The sequence below is a fragment of the Pseudomonas carassii genome (assembly GCF_036324045.1).
Classification (GTDB): Bacteria; Pseudomonadota; Gammaproteobacteria; order Pseudomonadales; family Pseudomonadaceae; genus Aquipseudomonas; species Aquipseudomonas peradeniyensis.
The window spans coordinates 160,772-179,925 of record NZ_JAZDCT010000001.1 but is presented as its reverse complement, the minus strand read 5'-3'; the positions used below and the strand labels follow the sequence as shown (position 1 = coordinate 179,925).

General features: G+C 64.1%; 20 protein-coding genes. All 20 read left to right on the top strand.

Going from position 1 to position 19,154, the window contains the following annotated elements; all coding sequences use genetic code 11:
* Nucleotides 1–54: 54 nt before the first annotated feature.
* The 20 genes from V0R62_RS00785 (at nt 55) to fliN (ending at nt 19,148) form a co-directional block, all read left to right on the top strand.
* Nucleotides 55–405 (top strand): flagellar protein FlaG, encoded by a 351-nt coding sequence (locus V0R62_RS00785; RefSeq protein WP_330102329.1) that lies wholly within the window; start codon nt 55–57, stop codon nt 403–405.
* 83 nt (nt 406–488) lie between these two features.
* Nucleotides 489–1,877, top strand: a complete 1,389-nt coding sequence (gene fliD / locus V0R62_RS00780; protein ID WP_330102328.1) for a flagellar filament capping protein FliD — start codon at nt 489–491, stop codon at nt 1,875–1,877.
* Between the two features lie 128 nt (nt 1,878–2,005).
* Nucleotides 2,006–2,407: a flagellar export chaperone FliS gene (gene fliS / locus V0R62_RS00775; RefSeq protein ID WP_028692784.1), complete on the top strand. Its 402-nt coding sequence runs from the start codon at nt 2,006–2,008 to the stop codon at nt 2,405–2,407.
* 19 nt (nt 2,408–2,426) lie between these two features.
* On the top strand, nt 2,427–2,723 hold the full coding sequence (gene fliT, locus V0R62_RS00770; protein WP_330102327.1) for a flagellar protein FliT: 297 nt from the start codon (nt 2,427–2,429) through the stop codon (nt 2,721–2,723).
* Nucleotides 2,724–2,889: 166 nt separating this feature from the next.
* Entirely contained in the window at nt 2,890–4,365 is a 1,476-nt protein-coding gene (gene fleQ / locus V0R62_RS00765; RefSeq protein ID WP_028692786.1) for a transcriptional regulator FleQ, read from the top strand.
* 160 nt (nt 4,366–4,525) lie between these two features.
* Nucleotides 4,526–5,743, top strand: coding sequence for a sensor histidine kinase (locus V0R62_RS00760; RefSeq protein WP_330102414.1), 1,218 nt, complete (start codon nt 4,526–4,528; stop codon nt 5,741–5,743).
* Nucleotides 5,740–7,116 (top strand): sigma-54-dependent transcriptional regulator, encoded by a 1,377-nt coding sequence (locus V0R62_RS00755; RefSeq protein WP_330102326.1) that lies wholly within the window; start codon nt 5,740–5,742, stop codon nt 7,114–7,116. The genes V0R62_RS00760 and V0R62_RS00755 overlap by 4 nt, the downstream gene beginning before the upstream one ends.
* Nucleotides 7,117–7,223: 107 nt before the next feature.
* On the top strand, nt 7,224–7,556 hold the full coding sequence (gene fliE, locus V0R62_RS00750) for a flagellar hook-basal body complex protein FliE (RefSeq protein ID WP_028692789.1): 333 nt from the start codon (nt 7,224–7,226) through the stop codon (nt 7,554–7,556).
* 15 nt (nt 7,557–7,571) lie between these two features.
* Nucleotides 7,572–9,350: a flagellar basal-body MS-ring/collar protein FliF gene (fliF, locus tag V0R62_RS00745; RefSeq protein ID WP_330102325.1), complete on the top strand. Its 1,779-nt coding sequence runs from the start codon at nt 7,572–7,574 to the stop codon at nt 9,348–9,350.
* Nucleotides 9,343–10,362 carry a flagellar motor switch protein FliG gene (fliG, locus tag V0R62_RS00740; RefSeq protein ID WP_028692791.1) on the top strand — a complete coding sequence of 340 codons (1,020 nt, stop codon included), beginning with the start codon at nt 9,343–9,345 and terminating at the stop codon, nt 10,360–10,362. The genes fliF and fliG overlap by 8 nt, the downstream gene beginning before the upstream one ends.
* 174 nt (nt 10,363–10,536) lie before the next feature.
* Nucleotides 10,537–11,310, top strand: a complete 774-nt coding sequence (gene fliH, locus V0R62_RS00735) for a flagellar assembly protein FliH (protein ID WP_330102324.1) — start codon at nt 10,537–10,539, stop codon at nt 11,308–11,310.
* Nucleotides 11,300–12,655 carry a flagellar protein export ATPase FliI gene (gene fliI / locus V0R62_RS00730; RefSeq protein ID WP_330102323.1) on the top strand — a complete coding sequence of 452 codons (1,356 nt, stop codon included), beginning with the start codon at nt 11,300–11,302 and terminating at the stop codon, nt 12,653–12,655. Before fliH ends, fliI begins: the two co-directional genes overlap by 11 nt.
* A gap of 6 nt (nt 12,656–12,661) precedes the next feature.
* Nucleotides 12,662–13,114, top strand: a complete 453-nt coding sequence (gene fliJ, locus V0R62_RS00725; RefSeq protein WP_028692794.1) for a flagellar export protein FliJ — start codon at nt 12,662–12,664, stop codon at nt 13,112–13,114.
* Between the two features lie 79 nt (nt 13,115–13,193).
* Nucleotides 13,194–13,499 (top strand): STAS domain-containing protein, encoded by a 306-nt coding sequence (locus tag V0R62_RS00720; protein WP_050706670.1) that lies wholly within the window; start codon nt 13,194–13,196, stop codon nt 13,497–13,499.
* An 8-nt stretch (nt 13,500–13,507) separates the two neighbouring features.
* Nucleotides 13,508–15,199: an ATP-binding SpoIIE family protein phosphatase gene (locus V0R62_RS00715; protein ID WP_330102322.1), complete on the top strand. Its 1,692-nt coding sequence runs from the start codon at nt 13,508–13,510 to the stop codon at nt 15,197–15,199.
* Nucleotides 15,200–15,258: 59 nt separating this feature from the next.
* Nucleotides 15,259–15,597 carry an Hpt domain-containing protein gene (locus V0R62_RS00710; protein ID WP_408005612.1) on the top strand — a complete coding sequence of 113 codons (339 nt, stop codon included), beginning with the start codon at nt 15,259–15,261 and terminating at the stop codon, nt 15,595–15,597.
* A gap of 68 nt (nt 15,598–15,665) precedes the next feature.
* Entirely contained in the window at nt 15,666–17,015 is a 1,350-nt protein-coding gene (locus V0R62_RS00705; protein WP_330102320.1) for a flagellar hook-length control protein FliK, read from the top strand.
* Between the two features lie 145 nt (nt 17,016–17,160).
* Nucleotides 17,161–17,658, top strand: coding sequence for a flagellar basal body-associated protein FliL (fliL, locus tag V0R62_RS00700; RefSeq protein ID WP_330102319.1), 498 nt, complete (start codon nt 17,161–17,163; stop codon nt 17,656–17,658).
* 10 nt (nt 17,659–17,668) lie between these two features.
* The gene (gene fliM / locus V0R62_RS00695) at nt 17,669–18,637 is read left to right on the top strand and encodes a flagellar motor switch protein FliM (RefSeq protein ID WP_110738568.1); all 969 of its coding nucleotides are present in this window, start codon (nt 17,669–17,671) and stop codon (nt 18,635–18,637) included.
* Nucleotides 18,638–18,683: 46 nt separating this feature from the next.
* Complete coding sequence (gene fliN, locus V0R62_RS00690; protein ID WP_110738627.1) at nt 18,684–19,148, top strand: flagellar motor switch protein FliN; 465 nt, start codon at nt 18,684–18,686, stop codon at nt 19,146–19,148.
* Nucleotides 19,149–19,154 lie beyond the last annotated feature (6 nt).

The window sequence follows — 19,154 nt, the reverse complement described above, 5'->3', positions numbered from 1 at the left end:
TGGAAGGGCGCGTTTACGTGCCCTTTCGCTTTTTTGACATGAGGAGTTCGAAGCATGGACATGAGTGTCAAGCTGAACCAGGTGTATCCTCCGGTGCTGCCTCAGGCAGTGGCGACTGCCAAGGACCCACTGGTGCCTGTCAAGGTGCCGGAAGCCGCGGCCGTCGATGACAAGCCGCACACCCGCGAGGACCTGGAGAAGGCGGTTGGCGATATCCGTGATTTCGTCCAATCGAGCCAGCGCAAGCTGGATTTTTCAATCGATGATTCCACCGGCCGGGTCGTGGTCAAGGTGATCGCCACCGAATCTGGTGATGTGATCCGCCAGCTCCCGTCGGAAACGGCGCTGAAGCTGGCACAAAGCCTCAGCGAAGCCGGCAGCCTGCTGTTTGACGGCAAGGCGTAAGCTGGCATGATTTTTGTTGCTGTCGGTCATTTGCGGCGTGTAGTCGTCAAGGACCCGGCAGCTACCGAACAAGGAGAGCAATGATGGCAGGTTCAACAATCAGCGGTATCGGATCGGGCATCGATACCCAGGCGATTGTGAAGTCCCTGGTGGACGCGCAGAAGGCGCCGAAGCAGGCACAGATCAATACCCAGACACTGAAGGCAACCACCACATTGTCCTCGATCGGCAAGATCCAGGCGGCCCTGGATGCCTTCCGTGGTGCGCTGACCAGCATGACCAACGACAACAGCTTCGGTGGTCTGGCGTTGAAGTCCTCGGATGAAAAGGTGGCGACCATCACCGCTGGTGCTGGTGCGGCCACTGGCTCGTTCAACCTGCAGGTAGAGCGGTTGGCGTCTGCGTCCAAAGTGTCCACCAAGGTATATGCCGGCGGTGCGAATAGCGTGGTCAATCCCGGTACTACCAGCACCAAGCTGACCATTACCCAGAATGGCAAGGATCACGACGTCAGTATCCCGCCGGGCGCCACGCTGCAGCAGGTGCGCGAGGCGATCAACAGTCAGTTCGGCACGGCCGGCCTGAGTGCCAACGTGCTGACCGATGCCTCGGGTTCGCGTCTGGTGATCACGTCCAACAAGATGGGGGTGGGTTCCGATATCACCCTGTCGGGGAGCTCGGGCATCGATACCGGGTATACCGTTGTGGATAAGCCCGAGAATGCCAAGTACAAACTCGATGGCATCCCCATGGAGTCCAAGACCAACGATATCAGCGATGCGGTGAGCGGGCTGAATATCAAGTTGGTGGGGGTTTCCGCCAAGGAAAAGGATAGCGAAGAGCTCGTCAAGACCACGCTTTCGCTGACCACCAGCTCCACCGCGTTGAAGTCGGGCCTCAAAGGCTTCATCGACACCTACAATGCGCTGCTCAAGGCGGTAAACGCCGAGACCAGGGTGACAAAGAACGCTGACGGCACTGTGACGCCCGCAGCGCTCACCGGCGACGCGTCCATGCGCGCGCTGATGTCATCGATCCGCGAAGAAATGAACGCGCTTTCCGGCAACGGCACGATGAAGTCGCTCGCCGCCTTTGGCGTCACCACGTCCCAGGATGGCGGCACGCTCAGCCTGGACGAAAAGAAGTGGGACAAGGCCGCGGCCACCAACGCCGCCGACCTGACCAGCATCTTCAATGGCAAGAATGGCCTGCTGGCACGCCTGCAGACCGCGACCGAACCGTATGCCAAGGCATCCACCGGCACCCTGGCCGAGCGCTCCAAGGCGCTGAGCGAGAGCCTGACCAAGCTCAAGACCGAGCAGGACACCCTGGATACGCGTATGGAAGCCCTGCGCGTCAGCTTGCAGGACAAGTACAACAGCATGGATACCCTGGTCTCTCAGTTGCGCCAGCAGCAGAACAACGTGCTGGGCACGCTCAACGCGCTGAACAACGCCAAGAGCGACAAATAATCCGTGATCGTCCCGTGAAGTCCGGGCATGATGTCCGGCTTCACCTCGGCGGCAGGTAAAGTTTTCTGCCGCCGGCCCGATACAGGGACTATGAAACCAGTCGTTTTTGCCCGCTACGAGGTCGCAAGATGAATCCCATGAGAGCCCTTCGGCAGTACCAGAAGGTCAATTCCCATGCCCAGATTTCCGAAGCAACGCCCCATCGCCTGGTGCAGATGCTGATGGAGGGTGGGCTCGATCGCATGGCCCAGGCCAAAGGTGCGCTGGCCCGCGGCGACATCGCCGAAAAAGGCCTGATGCTGGGCAAGGCCATCGACATCATCATCGGCCTGAACGACGGCCTGGATGCGCAGAAGAGCGCGGACCCTGCCTATATCGAGCAGCTGTCGAGCCTCTACGCCTACATGACCAATCGCCTGATGCAGGCCAATATCGACAACGATCCGGCAATCATCGACGAGGTCGCGCAATTGCTGATCACCGTCAAGAGCGGCTGGGACGCGATCGCCGAAGCGCAACAAGCCGGCTGAGCCGCGCAGGGAGAGCAAGGTGAGCAGCGAACTGCAACGATTCGACGAGACCCGCGACGCTCTGCTGAGCGCCCTGAGTGCCAAGGACTGGGATGCCATCGGCAGGCTCGACGAGAGTTGCCGCACTTGCATCGACGACATGCTCGGCGCGCCGTCGCTGGATGAAGACCTGGTCAAGGAGCGCCTGGAAGGGTTGCTGCAGGTCTACCGCGAGCTGCTCGACGCGACCATCGGTGAGCGCCAGGCCATCGCCGATGAAATGACCCAGATCAATCAAGCAAAGAATGCGTCGAAGGTTTACCATTTGTTCAGTTAAGATGCACCGAACTGAGCAAAAGGCGCCATAAATTTGACTGTGTAGGCCTTTTTGACTTTACTAGTGGCTGTTTTCGAAATTCAGACGTCCGAACACTGACCATTCAGTCGGAATGATGTCGTGCACGCCCTCTGGGCGCCGATATGACTAGGGAAGTTGCTATTGCATGTGGCGTGAAACCAAGATTCTCCTGATCGATGACGACAGCGAACGCCGCCGCGATCTGGCGGTGGTCCTGAATTTTCTCGGCGAAGATAACCTCTCCTGTTCCAGCGGCGACTGGCAGCAGGTGGTCGAGGGTTTGTCTTCCAGTCGCGAAGTGCTGTGCGTCCTGATCGGGACCGTAAATGCTCCGGCCAGCGTGCTGGGGCTCCTTAAGACAGTGGTCGGGTGGGATGAGTTCCTTCCGGTTCTGCTTTTGGGTGAAATTTCTTCCGCGGAGTTCCCCGAGGACCTGCGTCGTCGCGTGCTCTCGAATCTCGAGATGCCGCCGAGCTACAGTCAGTTGCTCGACTCCCTGCACCGTGCCCAGGTCTACCGCGAGATGTATGACCAGGCCCGTGAGCGAGGTCGTCAGCGCGAGCCCAACCTGTTCCGCAGCCTGGTGGGCACCAGTCGTGCCATCCAGCATGTGCGGCAGATGATGCAGCAGGTCGCCGACACCGATGCCAGCGTGCTGATCCTCGGCGAGTCCGGCACCGGCAAGGAAGTGGTGGCGCGCAACCTGCACTACCACTCCAAGCGGCGCGAGGCACCGTTCGTGCCGGTCAACTGCGGGGCGATCCCGGCGGAACTGCTCGAGAGCGAACTGTTCGGCCACGAGAAGGGCGCCTTCACCGGGGCGATCACCAGCCGTGCCGGGCGTTTCGAGCTGGCCAATGGCGGCACGCTGTTCCTCGACGAGATCGGCGACATGCCGCTGCCGATGCAGGTCAAGCTGCTGCGCGTGCTGCAGGAGCGTACTTTCGAGCGGGTCGGCAGCAACAAGACCCAGAGCATCGACGTGCGCATCATTGCCGCGACGCACAAGAACCTCGAGACCATGATCGAGGATGGGACCTTCCGCGAAGATTTGTATTACCGGCTGAACGTATTCCCCATCGAGATGGCGCCATTGCGTGAGCGGGTCGAAGACATCCCGCTGCTGATGAACGAGCTGATCTCGCGCATGGAGCACGAGAAGCGCGGCTCGATCCGCTTCAACTCGGCGTCGATCATGTCGCTGTGCCGTCATGGCTGGCCGGGTAACGTCCGTGAACTGGCCAACCTGGTGGAGCGCATGGCGATCATGCATCCGTACGGGGTGATCGGCGTGGCGGAGCTGCCGAAGAAGTTCCGCTATGTGGATGACGAAGACGAGCAACTGGTCGACAGCCTGCGTTCCGATCTCGAGGAGCGCGTGGCGATCAACGGGCATGCGCCGAACTTCGCCAGCCACGCCATGCTGCCGCCCGAAGGGCTGGACCTGAAGGACTACCTCGGCAGCCTGGAGCAGGGGCTGATCCAGCAGGCGCTGGACGATGCCAATGGCATCGTCGCACGGGCCGCCGAGCGCCTGCGCATCCGTCGCACCACGCTGGTGGAAAAGATGCGCAAGTACGGCATGAGCCGCCAGGGTGGCGAGGAGCAGGCGGACGACTGATCCTGCCGGGGCGTGGTGCAATGGCCGGGGCGTTCGACAGTCCCGGCCATTGCCCTCGATCAACAAGCCCGTAACCCATTGTCCCCATCTCCGGCACGGCTATTGCTACACCGCAGGCAACATACCGTTTTTATGACGGTCAGCCATGCGAGAGAGCACGATGCCCCAGGCCGCCCACCGTTCCCATTCCTCCGATCCGCGAGGACACACCCCGCTCGAGCAGGAAAGCCGGCAGGGTCTCGAGCAGGCGTTCGCCCTGTTCGATCAGGTTTCCAGCCAGCTCAGCCAGTCCTACAACATGCTCGAGGCGCGGGTCAGCGAGCTCAAGGGCGAGCTGGCGGTGGTCAGCGCCCAGCGCATGGCCGAGCTGGACGAAAAGGAGCGCCTGGCCAACCGCCTGCAGAACCTGCTGGACCTGCTGCCGGGCGGGGTGATCGTGATCGATGGCGAGGGCTACGTGCGCGAAGCCAACCCGGCGGCCTGCGAGTTGCTCGGCGAGCCACTGGTCGGTGTGCTCTGGCGCCATGTGATCGCCCGCAGTTTTGCGCCACGTGAGGATGACGGTCATGAGGTCTCGCTGCGTGACGGGCGTCGCCTGTCCATCGCCACGCGTTCCCTCGATGCCGAGCCCGGCCAGCTGGTGCTGCTCAATGACTTGACCGAAACCCGACGCCTGCAGGATCAGCTGGCGCGCCACGAGCGCCTGTCGTCCCTGGGGCGCATGGTCGCGTCCCTGGCCCACCAGATCCGTACGCCGCTCTCGGCGGCGATGCTGTATGCCAGTCACCTGGCCGACCCGCAGCAGGCGCTGGCGGACGAGACCCGTCAGCGTTTCGCCGGCAACCTAAAGGAGCGCCTGCACGAACTGGAGCATCAGGTGCGTGACATGCTGGTGTTTGCCCGGGGCGAGCTGCCGCTGAACGACCGCGTCAGCCCGAAAGCGCTGTTCCAGGCATTGCAGCAGGCGGCCCATGCCCATGTCCAGGGGCATGCGGTTCGCTGGCAGTGCGACAGCCATCTGGGGGAGTTGCTGTGCAATCGCGACACCCTGGTCGGCGCGCTGCTCAATCTGATCGAGAATGCCCTGCAGGCCAGTCATGAGCCGGCACGGATCAAGGTCCACCTGTCCCGTCGTGACGACAGCCTGCGCATCTGCGTGAGCGATGCCGGCAGCGGCATCGATGCGCAACTGCTTGCGCGTCTCGGCGAGCCGTTCCTGACCACCAAGGCCACCGGCACCGGCCTGGGGCTTGCCGTGGTTCAGGCCGTGGTGCGGGCGCATCGCGGCACGCTGGGGCTGCGCTCGAAGCCTGGGCGTGGCACCTGTGTCACCGTGGTGTTGCCGCTGATCGACAGCCGGCTGGAGGCAGGTCAATGAGTGTCAAGGTGCTGCTGGTGGAGGATGATCGGGTCCTGCGCCAGGCGCTGGTCGATACCCTGGAAATCGGCGGGTTCTGCCACCGTGCCGTCGGCAGTGCCGAGGACGCTTTGCTGGCGGTGGCCGAGGAGTCGTTCAGCCTGGTGGTCAGCGACGTGAACATGCCGGGCATGGATGGGCACCAGCTGTTGGCGCAGCTGCGCCGCAACCACCCGCAGCTCCCGGTGTTGTTGATGACCGCCCATGCGGCGGTTGAACGGGCCGTTGAGGCCATGCGTCAAGGGGCTGTCGACTATCTGGTCAAGCCCTTCGAGCCCAAGGCGCTGCTCAGCCTGGTCACGCGGCATGCCGTCGGTACCAGCGTCTCAGCGGGTGAGGAGGGGCCGGTAGCCTGCGAGCCAGCCAGTCGGCAGTTGCTGGAGCTGGCGGCCCGGGTCGCGCAAAGCGATTCCACGGTGTTGATCTCCGGCGAATCGGGGACCGGCAAAGAGGTGCTGGCACGCTATATCCACCAGCAATCGCGACGCGTGGACCAGCCGTTCGTGGCGATCAACTGCGCGGCGATCCCGGACAACATGCTCGAGGCGACCCTGTTCGGTCACGAGAAAGGGGCTTTCACGGGCGCGATCGCCGCCCAGGCCGGCAAGTTCGAACAGGCCGATGGCGGCACCCTGCTGCTCGACGAGATTTCCGAGATGCCGCTGGGCTTGCAGGCCAAGCTGCTGCGCGTGCTGCAGGAGCGCGAGGTCGAGCGCGTCGGCGGGCGCAAGCCCATCGCCCTGGATATCCGCATTCTCGCCACGACCAACCGCGACTTGTCGGGGGAGGTGGCGGCCGGGCGTTTCCGTGAGGACCTGTACTACCGCCTTTCGGTATTCCCCATGGCCTGGCGGGCGCTGCGCGAGCGTCCCGCCGACATCGTGCCGCTGGCCGAGCGTCTGCTGGCACGGCATGCGCAAAAGATGCGCCATGCCCAGGTGCGCTTGTCCGCCGAGGCGCGGGCGTGCCTGCAGGCTTACGCCTGGCCGGGTAATGTGCGCGAGCTGGACAACGCGATACAGCGCGCGCTGATTCTGCATCAGGGGGGCGTCATCGAGGCGGCGGATTTCTGTCTGGCTGGCGCCATTCCATTGTCGGTGCCGAAAGTGGCCACTATTGAGCCATTATCGGTTGAGCCGGCTGCCGAGGCTGGAGGGCTGGGCGACGACATGCGTCGTCACGAGTTCCAGATGATCATCGACACCCTGCGTGCCGAGCGCGGGCGTCGCAAGGAGGCTGCCGAGCGCCTGGGTATCAGTCCGCGCACCTTGCGTTACAAACTGGCACAGATGCGTGACGCGGGCCTGGATGTCGAGGCCAGCCTGTTCGGTTGATACGTCGTTTTGAATGATTTTCGGGTTGGCTGGCACTCCTCTTGCTAGTTCCAACCCATTCGCTGCACGAGTGTCAAAAAAAGTGCGGCAGCCGGAGAGAGAAGTCCATGACCCAAGGTGTTGAATTCAATCGTCTGATGTTGGACATGCGCGCCATGCAGGCCGAAGCCATGTCCCAGCCCAAGGTTGCCGCCGCGCCTGAGCTGGCACCCGGCCAGAGCAGCTTCGCCGACATGCTCGGCCAGGCCATTGGCAAGGTGCATGAAACGCAGCAGGCTTCCTCCCAGCTGGCCAACGCCTTCGAGATCGGCAAGAGCGGTGTCGACCTGACCGACGTGATGATTGCCTCGCAGAAGGCCTCGGTGTCGTTCCAGGCCCTGACCCAGGTGCGCAACAAGCTGGTACAGGCGTACCAGGACATCATGCAGATGCCGGTATAAGGGCGAGAGTGAGTCATGGCCGAAGCAGTCGTCGATAACGCCCCCGCCAAAAGTGGCCCGCCAGTCGCCAAGCCGCCGCTGTTCGGCATGGCGTTCCTGGAAAACATCTCGCAGATGCCCATGCTGCGTCAGGTCGGTCTTCTGGTCGGCCTGGCCGCCAGCGTGGCCATCGGTTTTGCCGTGGTGCTCTGGTCGCAGCAGCCGGACTATCGGCCCCTGTATGGCAGCCTGGCGGGCATGGACACCAAACAGGTGGTGGACGCGCTGGCCACAGCCGATATTCCCTATAAGGTTGAGCCGAACTCCGGCGCCCTGCTGGTCAAGGCCGACGACCTCTCCCGTGCGCGCCTGAAACTGGCCGCCGCCGGTGTGGCGCCAAGCGACGGTAATGTCGGTTTCGAGCTGCTCGACAAGGAGCAGGGTCTGGGCACCAGCCAGTTCATGGAAGCCACCCGCTACCGCCGCGGCCTGGAAGGCGAGCTGGCGCGCACCGTATCGAGCCTGAACAACGTCAAGGCCGCCCGTGTGCACCTGGCAATCCCGAAGAGTTCGGTGTTCGTGCGTGACGAGCGCAAGCCCAGCGCCTCGGTGCTGGTCGAGCTGTACCCGGGCCGCAGCCTGGAAGCCGGCCAGGTCATGGCCATCGTCAACCTTGTGGCGACCAGCGTTCCGGAGCTGGACAAGTCCCAGGTGACCGTGGTCGACCAGAAGGGCAACCTGCTTTCCGATCAGTTGCAGGACACCGCCCTGACCATGGCGGGCAAACAGTTCGACTACAGCCGCCGCATGGAGGGCATGCTCACCCAGCGCGTGCACAATATCCTGCAGCCGGTGCTGGGCAACGACCGCTACAAGGCCGAAGTGTCCACCGACGTCGACTTCAGCGCCGTCGAGTCCACCTCCGAGCAGTTCAACCCTGACCAACCGGCGCTGCGCAGCGAGCAGTCGGTCAACGAACAGCGTGCCAGCAGCCAGGGTCCGCAAGGTGTGCCGGGCGCCCTGAGCAACCAGCCGCCGGCCGGCGCCTCCGCGCCCGAGAATGCCAAGGCCGCCGCCACGCCAGCCGGAGCCATCCAGCCCGGCCAGCCGCTGGTGGACGCCAACGGCCAGCAGATCATGGACCCGGCCACCGGCCAGCCGATGCTCGCGCCGTACCCGAGCGACAAGCGTCAGCAGAGCACCAAGAACTTCGAGCTCGACCGCTCCATCAGCCACACTCGTCAGCAGCAAGGTCGCCTGACCCGCCTGTCGGTGGCCGTGGTGGTGGACGACCAGGTCAAGCTCGACGCCGCCACTGGCGAAGCCACCCGCACCCCGTGGGGCGCGGAGGACCTGGCGCGCTTCACCCGCCTGGTGCAGGACGCGGTGGGCTTCGATGCCAGCCGCGGCGACAGCGTCACTGTGATCAACGTACCGTTCGCCGCCGACCGTGGCGACGAGCTGATCGACATTCCGTTCTACTCGCAGCCATGGTTCTGGGACATCGTCAAGCAGGTGCTGGGCGTGCTGTTCATCCTGGTGCTGGTGTTCGGCGTGCTGCGTCCGGTGCTCAACAACATCACAGGTGGCGGCAAGCAGGCTGCCACGGACAGCGACATGGAGCTGGGCGGCATGATCGGTCTGGATGGCGAACTGGCCAACGACCGCGTCAGCCTGGGTGGCCCGACAAGCATTCTGTTGCCGAGCCCGAGCGAGGGTTACGAGGCACAGCTCAACGCAATCAAGGGCCTGGTGGCCGAAGACCCAGGCCGCGTGGCTCAGGTCGTGAAAGAGTGGATCAACGCCGATGAGTGACAATCGAGCCATTACCGCCAAGCTGAGCCGCGTCGACAAGGCGGCCATCCTCCTGCTCTCGCTCGGCGAGACCGATGCCGCGCAGGTCCTGCGCCACATGGGGCCCAAGGAAGTGCAGCGGGTCGGTGTGGCCATGGCGCAGATGGGCAACGTCCATCGCGAGCAGGTCGAGCAGGTGATGAGCGAGTTCGTCGAGATCGTCGGCGACCAGACCAGTCTGGGCGTCGGTTCCGACGGCTACATCCGCAAGATGCTCAACCAGGCCCTCGGCGAGGACAAGGCCAACGGCCTGATCGACCGCATCCTGCTCGGTGGCAACACCAGTGGCCTGGACAGCCTCAAGTGGATGGAGCCGCGTGCCGTGGCCGACGTCATCCGCTACGAGCACCCGCAGATCCAGGCCATCGTGGTCGCCTACCTCGACCCCGACCAGGCCGGCGAGGTGCTGAGCAACTTCGACCACAAGGTGCGCCTGGACATCGTCCTGCGCGTGTCGTCGCTCAATACCGTGCAGCCGGCGGCGCTCAAGGAACTCAACCAGATCCTCGAGAAGCAGTTCTCCGGCAACTCCAATGCCGCGCGCACCACCCTGGGTGGCATCAAGCGCGCCGCCGACATCATGAACTTCCTCGACAGTTCGGTGGAAGGCGCGCTCATGGACGCGATCCGCGAGATCGACAGCGACCTGTCGGAGCAGATCGAAGACCTGATGTTCGTCTTCAACAACCTGGCCGACGTCGACGACCGTGGTATCCAGGCGCTGCTGCGCGAGGTGTCCTCGGACGTGCTGGTGGTGTCGCTCAAGGGCGCCGACGAGCGGGTCAAGGACAAGATCTTCAAGAACATGTCCAAGCGTGCGTCGGAACTGCTGCGCGACGATCTGGAGGCCAAGGGGCCGGTGCGGGTCAGCGACGTGGAAACGGCGCAGAAGGAAATCCTCACCATCGCCCGTCGCATGGCCGAGGCCGGCGAGATCGTGCTGGGCGGCAAGGGCGCCGAGGAAATGATCTGACCTGCGGGGCGACGCGGTCCCCTGTAGGAGCGGCCTTGTGCCGCGAAAGGGCAAGGCTGCCCCAAATTTTGCGGTGACATCGATATCGAGGGGCTGCTTTGCAGCCCTTTCGCGGCACAAGGCCGCTCCTACAGGGGCGCGTTGCTTGCAGATGGCTTTTGAGTACCTGAAAACATGTCCACCACCGAACACCCCAGTGACCTGATCCGTGCCCGCGACCTCGAGGGTGTGGATGTGTGGGCGCTGCCCAGCTTCGATCCCGAGCCTGAGCCGGAACCCGAGCCCGAGCCGGAAGTCATCGAGGAAGAAGTCGAAGAGGTGCCGCTGGAGGAAGTCCAGCCGCTGACCCTCGAGGAGCTCGAGGCCATCCGCCAGGAGGCCTACAACGAAGGCTTCGCCACTGGCGAGCGCGAAGGGTTCCACAGCACCCAGTTGAAGGTTCGCCAGGAGGCCGAAGTGGCCCTTGCGGCCAAGCTGGCCAGCCTCGAACAGATCATGAAGCACCTGCTCGAGCCCATTGCCGAACAGGATACGCAGATCGAAAAAGCCCTGGTGCAACTGGTCGCCAACATGACCCGCCAGGTCATCGGTCGCGAGCTGCGCAGCGACTCGAGCCAGATCACCCACGTGCTTCGCGAGGCGCTGAAACTGCTGCCGATGGGCGCTGACAACATCCGTATCCACCTCAACCCGCAGGACTTCGAGCTGGCCAAGGCCTTGCGCGAGCGCCATGAGGAGAGCTGGAAACTGCTTGAAGATGAGTCGCTGTTGCCGGGCGGCTGCCGGATCGAGACCGCTCACAGTCGTATCGACGCGACCATGGAAACCCGTATCGAGAAGGCCGTGGCGCAACTGTTCGACCAGTCCCACGACCAGGCCCTGCATCCTGCCGCGCCGGATATTTCCGTCGAGCTGGACGTGCCAGCGGGTGAAGCCGATGCGCCTTGACCGCACCAGTTTCGGCAAACGTCTGGAGGGCTACGCCGACGCGGTGAAGCTGCCCGACCAGCCGGTCGTCGAAGGGCGCTTGCTGCGCATGGTCGGCCTCACCCTCGAAGCCGAGGGGTTGCGCGCGGCGGTTGGCAGCCGCTGCCTGGTGATCAACGACGACAGCTACCACCCGGTGCAGGTGGAGGCCGAAGTCATGGGCTTTGCCGGCAGCAAGGTGTTCCTCATGCCGGTCGGCAGCATCGTTGGCCTGGCCCCGGGTGCCCGCGTGGTGCCGCTGGACGACAGTGGTCGCCTGCCCATGGGCATGAGCATGCTTGGCCGGGTGCTCGACGGCGCCGGTCGCGCGCTGGACGGCAAGGGCGGGATGAAGGCCGAGGACTGGGTGCCGATGGACGGCCCGATCATCAACCCGCTGAACCGGGATCCGATCAGCCAGCCGCTGGATGTCGGTATCCGCAGTATCAATGGCTTGCTCACTGTCGGCCGCGGCCAACGCCTGGGCCTGTTCGCCGGTACCGGTGTCGGTAAGTCGGTGCTGCTGGGCATGATGACCCGCTTTACCGAGGCCGAGATCATCGTGGTCGGCCTGATCGGCGAGCGGGGTCGGGAAGTGAAGGAGTTCATCGAGCACATCCTCGGCGAGGAGGGGCTCAAGCGCTCGGTGGTGGTGGCCTCGCCGGCGGACGACGCGCCCCTGATGCGTCTGCGCGCGGCGATGTACTGCACGCGCATTGCCGAGTATTTCCGCGACAAGGGCAAGAATGTCCTGCTGCTGATGGATTCGCTTACCCGTTTCGCCCAGGCCCAGCGTGAAATCGCCCTGGCCATCGGCGAGCCGCCCGCCACCCGGGGTTATCCGCCTTCGGTGTTCGCCAAGCTGCCCAAGCTGGTGGAGCGGGCCGGTAATGGCGAGCCGGGCGGTGGTTCGATCACCGCGTTCTACACCGTGCTGTCCGAGGGCGACGACCAGCAGGACCCGATCGCCGACTCGGCGCGGGGTGTGCTTGACGGTCACTTCGTGCTGTCCCGGCGCCTGGCCGAGGAAGGGCACTACCCGGCCATCGACATCGAGGCCTCGATCAGCCGGGTCATGCCTCAGGTGGTCGATCCCGATCACCTGCGCCAGGCGCAGAAGTTCAAGCAGCTGTGGTCGCGCCTGTCGCAGAGCCGCGACCTGATCAGTGTCGGCGCCTATGTGGCCGGTGGCGACCCGGAAACGGACCTGGCCATCGCCTTGCAACCCAAGCTGGTGGACTTCCTCCGCCAGCGCCTGGACGAGAACGTCGGCATGGCGCAGAGCCGTGAAGAACTGGCCGCGGTGTTCGCGCCGCCGGCGGGCTGATAGGCCATGGCCCAGCCCAGTCGAGCGGCACGCCTGGTGCCGGTGGTGGAGATGGCCGAGGAAGCCGAGCGCAAGGCCGCCCAGCGCCTGGGGCATTTCCAGAAGCTGCTCAGCGATGCCCAGGCCAAGCAGGCCGAGCTCGAGAGTTTTCGCGAGGCCTATCAGCAGCAGTGGATCAATCGCGGCAGCCAGGGCGTCGACGGCAACTGGCTGGTCAACTACCAGCGCTTCCTCGGTCAGCTGGAAACGGCGATGACCCAGCAGCGCCAGAGCATGGCCTGGCACCAGAACAACCTGAATAACGCCCGCAACACCTGGCAGCAGGCCTATGCCCGGGTCGAAGGGCTGCGCAAGCTGGTCCAGCGTTATCTGGACGAAGCACGTCGAGCCGAGGACAAGCGCGAGCAGAAGCTGCTCGACGAGCTGTCCCAGCGTCTGCCGCGCCAGGGCCACCCCTGATCGGCCTGACTGGCGCCTGTCGCCAGCGCCTGCTAAACCTTCAGAAGTCGCATTCGCCATCATCGAAGGAATCGCTCGCATGGCAGTCGAAACTGATTTTTCACAGGATGGGAAAAAGCTGACGATCAAGGTCAAGGGTCGTTTCGATTTCGGCAAGCACCAGGAATTCAGGGATGCCTACGAGCATCAGCGTCCGCGTCCGGATTCCGTGGTGGTCGACCTGAAAGAGGCCACGTATCTCGACAGCTCGGCCCTGGGCATGTTGCTGCTGCTGCGCGACCATGTCGGCGGCGAGGACTCGGATATCCGTGTGGTCCATGCCAGCCCTGACGTGCGCAAGATCCTGGCGATCTCCAACTTCGAAAAGCTGTTCGATATCAGTTGAGCGTGGCCATGTCCGCCGATCAGCCGTTGACCGTGCTGGTGGCCGAGGATGGCGCCGCAGACAGGCTGTTGCTGGCGCAGATTGTCCGGCGCCAGGGGCATGAGGTGGTCACTGCCGAGAACGGCGAGCAGGCGGTGGCGCTGTTCGCTGAACGGCGACCGCAATTGGTGCTGCTCGATGCGCTGATGCCAGTGATGGATGGCTTCGAGGCGGCGCGGCGGATCAAGGCGCTGGCCGGCGAGGCGCTGGTGCCGATCATCTTCCTGACCTCCCTTAATGAAGAGGAGGGTCTGGTGCGCTGCCTGGAGGCCGGGGGCGACGATTTCATGGCCAAGCCCTACAGTGCCGTCATCCTGGCGGCGAAGATCCGCGCCATGGATCGCTTGCGTCGCCTGCAGGCGACGGTGCTCGAGCAGCGCGACCAGATCGCCCGCCATCACCATCACCTGCTCAACGAGCAGCGGGTGGCCAAGGCGGTGTTCGACAAGGTCGCCCACTCCGGCTGCCTGAGTGCCTCGAACATCCGTTACCTGCAGTCGCCCTATGCGCTGTTCAATGGCGACCTGTTGCTGGCGGCGTTTACGCCCTCGGGCGACATGCATGTGCTGCTGGGGGACTTCACCGGCCATGGCTTGCCGGCCGCGGTCGGCGCCATGCCCTTGGCGGAAGTGTTCTATGGCATGACCGCCAAGGGTTATGGCCTGGTCGAAACGCTGCGGGAGATGAACGCCAAGCTCAAGCGCATCCTGCCTGTGGATATGTTCTGTTGCGCGCTGTTGCTCAACCTGAGTTTCCAGCGGGGAACGGTTGAGCTCTGGAACGGCGGCATGCCGGATGGCTACCGGTTGTCGGCACAAGGTGAGGTGCTGGAGGTGTTGCCTTCACGCCACCTGCCGCTGGGAATCCTGCCTCCCGAGCAGTTTGACGATACCACCGAGGTGATGCCGCTTGCGGTCGGAGAGCGGTTGTTCCTGCTGTCCGACGGCGTGGTTGATACGGGTGATGCGCAGGACTGCCTGTTCGGCGTGGAGCGCCTGCGCGAGGTGCTTGCGGCCAACCGCGATCCGGCAGTGTTGTTCGATGAGCTGATGCAGGCGCTGGCGGGTTTCGGTGGTCAGTCTCGTGACGATATCAGCCTGTGCGATATCCGCATGCTGGGGCCTGAGCATGTCGTGCCGCAGGCGGTGGTGTATTCCGACAGTGGTCGTTCCAGCCCGCTGGACTGGTCGATGCACTTCGAGCTGCGGGGTGAGAGCTTGGGGCGCTTCAACCCGGTTCCTTACCTGGTACAGCTGTTGCAGGAGATCCATGGGCTCAGGCCCATTAGCGGCAAGTTGCACAGTGTTTTGAGCGAGTTGTACGCCAATGCGCTTGAACATGGCGTGCTGGGGTTGGACTCGGCGCTCAAGCGCGACGCCGACGGCTTCGCCGAGTACTATCGCCAGCGCGGCGAGCGCCTGGGCCGGCAGGTGCGCGGCAGCGTCGGCATTGCCCTGCGGGTGGAACCTCAAGGTGCTGGTGGGCGTCTGACCATCGAGGTCCGCGACAGCGGTGCGGGTTTCGATGTGGCGCGCCTGCCGCTCGACAGGCCGTGTGGACAGGGTTTCAGTGGGCGCGGGGTGAGCCTGGTGCGGCGGCTGGCGGAAAATGCCCAGTGGCTGGAGGGTGGTCGTCTGGCGCGCGTGGAGTTTCAATGGTGAGCCGGTTTGCGCGGCTTGGGCCTACTCAGGCTTGATCAGGGAGTGAACAAGTGGTGGACATGCATATCGATCAGAAGGTGCTGAGTGACTTGCGGGAGGTCATGGAAGATGGCTACCTGCAGTTGCTGGAAACCTTTCTGGAGGACTCCGAGCGGCGTCTGAGCCAATTGCACAAGGCCAAGGATGCCGAAGAACTGGGTCTGGCCGCGCACAGCTTCAAGGGCAGCAGCGGCAACATGGGGGCCGTTGGCCTGGCCGAGCTGTGCCGGCAGCTCGAGGAGCGGGTTCGCCAACAGCCGTTGTACGGCATCGAAGACCTGATCAATCGCATCGACCAGGAGTACCTGGAAGTCCAGCGCTTCTACCGTGGCGAGCGGCTGCGGATCGCCGCCGAGTAAAAGCTGGCGCGAGTTTTGCTTTTCTTCGCACAGACGCACTTTACCTGTTCTGCCGCGGAGACCTCTCAATGCCTGTCGCATCCAATCCATTGTTGCAAGCCGGCCTCGTCAACAAGACGTCGCGCCCGGCTGCCGGTGTGGCGGACAAGCCGCTGCAAGCCCCGGCCAGCCAGGGCAATGGCTTCGACCAGGTCATGGCCCGGCAGGGGCGTGACAGCGTTCCGGCGCGTGACGACAAGCTCGCCAAGGGCGCCGACCAGGCCAAATCCAAGGACCAGTCCGCGCCTGCCGCAGGCGGCAAGCCGGAGGATGCCAGCAAGCCGGCGGTTGCCGATGACGGCAAGAACTTGCCATCCGTCCCGGCTGGCAAACCTGCTGCTGAAACGGATGATTCCACCGACGGCGACACTGCCGCGCCCCTCGACGCCAGCCTGGTGGCCGGCCAGGTCACCGACGCCCAGCCGGGCGCGCAGTTGATCCAGGCCCAGGCCGAAGCGGTCGCGCCGGTGCTGCAGGCGGCGGTGCAGACGCCACAGCCAGCGCTGCCGCCGGCTGCGGTCGTCGAGGAACCTGCCAAGGATGCCGCGTTCGATCCGGAGGCGGACCCCCTGGCCAACATGCCGACCTTGCGCCTGGCGCTGGAGCAGGACGCCCAGGCCAAGGGGACCACATCGGCCCATGCGGCCAGTGCCCGCTCCGAGAGCAACCAGGCGCCTGCCGATCCGGGCGCCGCAGCCGTCAATACCTTGGCGAACGTGGTCGGCAAGGCCGAGCAGGAGGCGGGGAACGCCGAGCATGGCGACAAGGCATTCGCCGGGCTGATCGACGATGGCCTCAAGGATATCAAGGGTGCCAGCAGCGACACGCGGGTCGATGACTTCGCCGACCGCCTGGCCAGCCTGACGCAGGCGGCGACGCCCAAGACCGCCAATGCCGTGCCGGTGACGCCGAACCCGAACCCGCTGCAGCAGCCGTTGGCGATGAACCAGGGCGCTTGGACCGAAGGTCTGGTGAACCGGGTCATGTACCTGTCGAGCCAGAACCTCAAGTCGGCTGACATCCAGCTTGAACCCGCTGAATTAGGGCGCCTGGACATCCGCGTCAATGTCGCGGCGGACCAGCCAGCCCAGATTCACTTCGTCAGTGGCCATGCCGGTGTGCGTGATGCGCTGGATAGCCAGGTCTACCGACTGCGCGAGCTGTTCGCCCAGCAGGGACTGGCGCAGCCGGACGTCAGCGTGGCCGACCAGTCCCGTGGCCAGCAACAGCAGCAGGCGCAGCAGGGTGGCTCGAGCCTGTCCGGCGTGGCGGCGCGCCGTGCCGAGGCAGGCGGGGAGGGCATTGAGCCTGCCGCTGGCGCGCGTGCCACCGAGCAGCAGGTGGTAGTCGGCGACAGCATGGTCGACTACTACGCCTGACCTTCTCCGGCCCTGTGCAGCCACCTTAGGGTGGCGCTTGTCCGGCGACAGGGCCGGTACCTTCCTTCTCGGCCAAATCTGGCATAACACTTGCTCAAGCCACGTCATCCTTCTTTGAAACCCCGATGGACGACGGATTATTGGCATGGCTAAGAGTGACGCAGTGAAAGACCCCGCCGCTAAAGGCAAACTCAAGTTGATCCTGCTGCTGGTGCTGGCCCTGCTCCTGGCGGTCGGTCTGTCGGTGGGTGCCACCTGGTTCTTCATGCACAAGAGCGAGTCGGCGCCGGTACCTGATGCGGCGCAGAGCAACGTCAAGCCGGCGGCGATTTACGAACCCCTGGCCCCAGCCTTCGTGGTCAACTTCAACCAGAACGGCCGCCAGCGCTACATGCAGGTGAGCATCACCATGCAGGGGCGCAGCCAGGCCGACCTTGAGGCGCTGAAGGTGCACATGCCGGTGATCCGCAACAACCTGGTGATGATGTTCTCCGGCCAGGGCTTCGACACCCTCGCCAGCAGCCCGGTCGGGCAGGAGATGCTGCGCCAGAAGGCCACCGCGGTGGTGCAGGAAGTGGCACAGAAGGAAGTCGGCAGTCCGGTCGTCGACCAGCTGCTGTTCACCAATTTCGTATTGCAGTAGGAGCACATAGATGGCCGTGCAGGACCTGCTGTCCCAGGATGAGATCGACGCCCTGTTGCATGGGGTGGACGATGGGCTGGTACAAACCGAGAGCTCTGGTGAGCCCGGCAGCATCAAGAGCTACGACCTGACCAGTCAGGATCGTATCGTGCGGGGTCGCATGCCGACCCTGGAAATGATCAACGAGCGTTTCGCCCGTTATACCCGCATCAGCATGTTCAACCTGCTGCGTCGCTCCGCCGACGTGGCGGTGGGCGGCGTGCAGGTGATGAAGTTCGGCGAGTACGTGCACTCGCTGTACGTGCCCACCAGCCTCAACCTGGTCAAGATCAAGCCGTTGCGCGGCACCGCGCTGTTCATCCTCGACGCCAAGCTGGTGTTCAAGCTGGTGGACAACTTCTTCGGCGGCGACGGCCGTCACGCCAAGATCGAGGGTCGCGAGTTCACCCCGACCGAGCTGCGCGTGGTGCGCATGGTCCTGGACCAGTGCTTCGTCGACCTCAAGGAAGCCTGGCAGGCGATCATGCCGGTCAACTTCGAGTACATCAACTCCGAGGTCAACCCGGCCATGGCCAACATCGTTGGCCCCAGCGAGGCGGTGGTGGTCTCGACCTTCCACATCGAGCTCGACGGCGGTGGCGGCGACCTGCACGTGACCATGCCGTACTCGATGATCGAGCCGGTGCGTGAAATGCTCGACGCCGGTTTCCAGTCCGACCTGGACGACCAGGACGAGCGCTGGGTCAAGGCCCTGCGCGAAGACGTGCTGGACGTCAATGTGCCGGTGTCGGCCACGGTTGCCCGCCGCCAGCTGAAGCTGCGCGACATCCTGCACATGCAGCCGGGCGACGTGATTCCGGTGGAACTGCCGGAGCACCTGGTGCTGCGCGCCAATGGCGTGCCGTCGTTCAAGGCGCGGCTGGGTTCGCACAAGGGCACCCTGTCGCTGCAGATCATCGACCCGATCGAACGCCGCTGACGGCGTGCCGGTCGCTCCAACGTATTGAATGCCTGTCGAGGAAATCATGGCTAACGAAAACGAGATCAATTCTCCCGAGGAACAGGCCCTGGCCGACGAGTGGGCTGCCGCCCTGGAAGAGACCGGCGATGCCGGGCAGGCCGACATCGATGCCCTGCTCGGTGGTGACGCCGGTCACATCGGTGGCGACCGCCTGCCGATGGAGGAATTCGCCAGCTCGCCCAAGCCCAACGAGCACGTCAGCCTCGAAGGTCCGAACCTGGATGTGATCCTGGACATTCCGGTGAGCATCTCCATGGAAGTGGGCAGCACCGAGATCAGCATCCGCAACCTGCTGCAGCTCAACCAGGGTTCGGTGATCGAACTGGACCGCCTGGCGGGCGAGCCGCTGGACGTGCTGGTCAACGGCACTCTGATCGCCCATGGCGAAGTGGTCGTGGTCAACGAGAAGTTCGGCATCCGCCTGACCGACGTGATCAGCCCCAGCGAACGTATCAAGAAGCTGCGCTGAGTGAAG

Coding starts and splice junctions, on each gene's coding strand:
- V0R62_RS00720 (WP_050706670.1), top strand. CDS start 13,194: ATGGCAGTCGAAACTGATTTTTCACAGGATGGGAAAAAGCTGACGATC.
- fliN (WP_110738627.1), top strand. CDS start 18,684: ATGGCTAACGAAAACGAGATCAATTCTCCCGAGGAACAGGCCCTGGCC.
- V0R62_RS00710 (WP_408005612.1), top strand. CDS start 15,259: ATGCATATCGATCAGAAGGTGCTGAGTGACTTGCGGGAGGTCATGGAA.
- fliG (WP_028692791.1), top strand. CDS start 9,343: ATGAGTGACAATCGAGCCATTACCGCCAAGCTGAGCCGCGTCGACAAG.
- fliH (WP_330102324.1), top strand. CDS start 10,537: ATGTCCACCACCGAACACCCCAGTGACCTGATCCGTGCCCGCGACCTC.
- V0R62_RS00715 (WP_330102322.1), top strand. CDS start 13,508: ATGTCCGCCGATCAGCCGTTGACCGTGCTGGTGGCCGAGGATGGCGCC.
- fliJ (WP_028692794.1), top strand. CDS start 12,662: ATGGCCCAGCCCAGTCGAGCGGCACGCCTGGTGCCGGTGGTGGAGATG.
- fliI (WP_330102323.1), top strand. CDS start 11,300: ATGCGCCTTGACCGCACCAGTTTCGGCAAACGTCTGGAGGGCTACGCC.
- V0R62_RS00755 (WP_330102326.1), top strand. CDS start 5,740: ATGAGTGTCAAGGTGCTGCTGGTGGAGGATGATCGGGTCCTGCGCCAG.
- V0R62_RS00785 (WP_330102329.1), top strand. CDS start 55: ATGGACATGAGTGTCAAGCTGAACCAGGTGTATCCTCCGGTGCTGCCT.
- fliD (WP_330102328.1), top strand. CDS start 489: ATGGCAGGTTCAACAATCAGCGGTATCGGATCGGGCATCGATACCCAG.
- fliE (WP_028692789.1), top strand. CDS start 7,224: ATGACCCAAGGTGTTGAATTCAATCGTCTGATGTTGGACATGCGCGCC.
- fliM (WP_110738568.1), top strand. CDS start 17,669: ATGGCCGTGCAGGACCTGCTGTCCCAGGATGAGATCGACGCCCTGTTG.
- fliF (WP_330102325.1), top strand. CDS start 7,572: ATGGCCGAAGCAGTCGTCGATAACGCCCCCGCCAAAAGTGGCCCGCCA.
- V0R62_RS00705 (WP_330102320.1), top strand. CDS start 15,666: ATGCCTGTCGCATCCAATCCATTGTTGCAAGCCGGCCTCGTCAACAAG.
- fliL (WP_330102319.1), top strand. CDS start 17,161: ATGGCTAAGAGTGACGCAGTGAAAGACCCCGCCGCTAAAGGCAAACTC.
- fliS (WP_028692784.1), top strand. CDS start 2,006: ATGAATCCCATGAGAGCCCTTCGGCAGTACCAGAAGGTCAATTCCCAT.
- fleQ (WP_028692786.1), top strand. CDS start 2,890: ATGTGGCGTGAAACCAAGATTCTCCTGATCGATGACGACAGCGAACGC.
- V0R62_RS00760 (WP_330102414.1), top strand. CDS start 4,526: ATGCCCCAGGCCGCCCACCGTTCCCATTCCTCCGATCCGCGAGGACAC.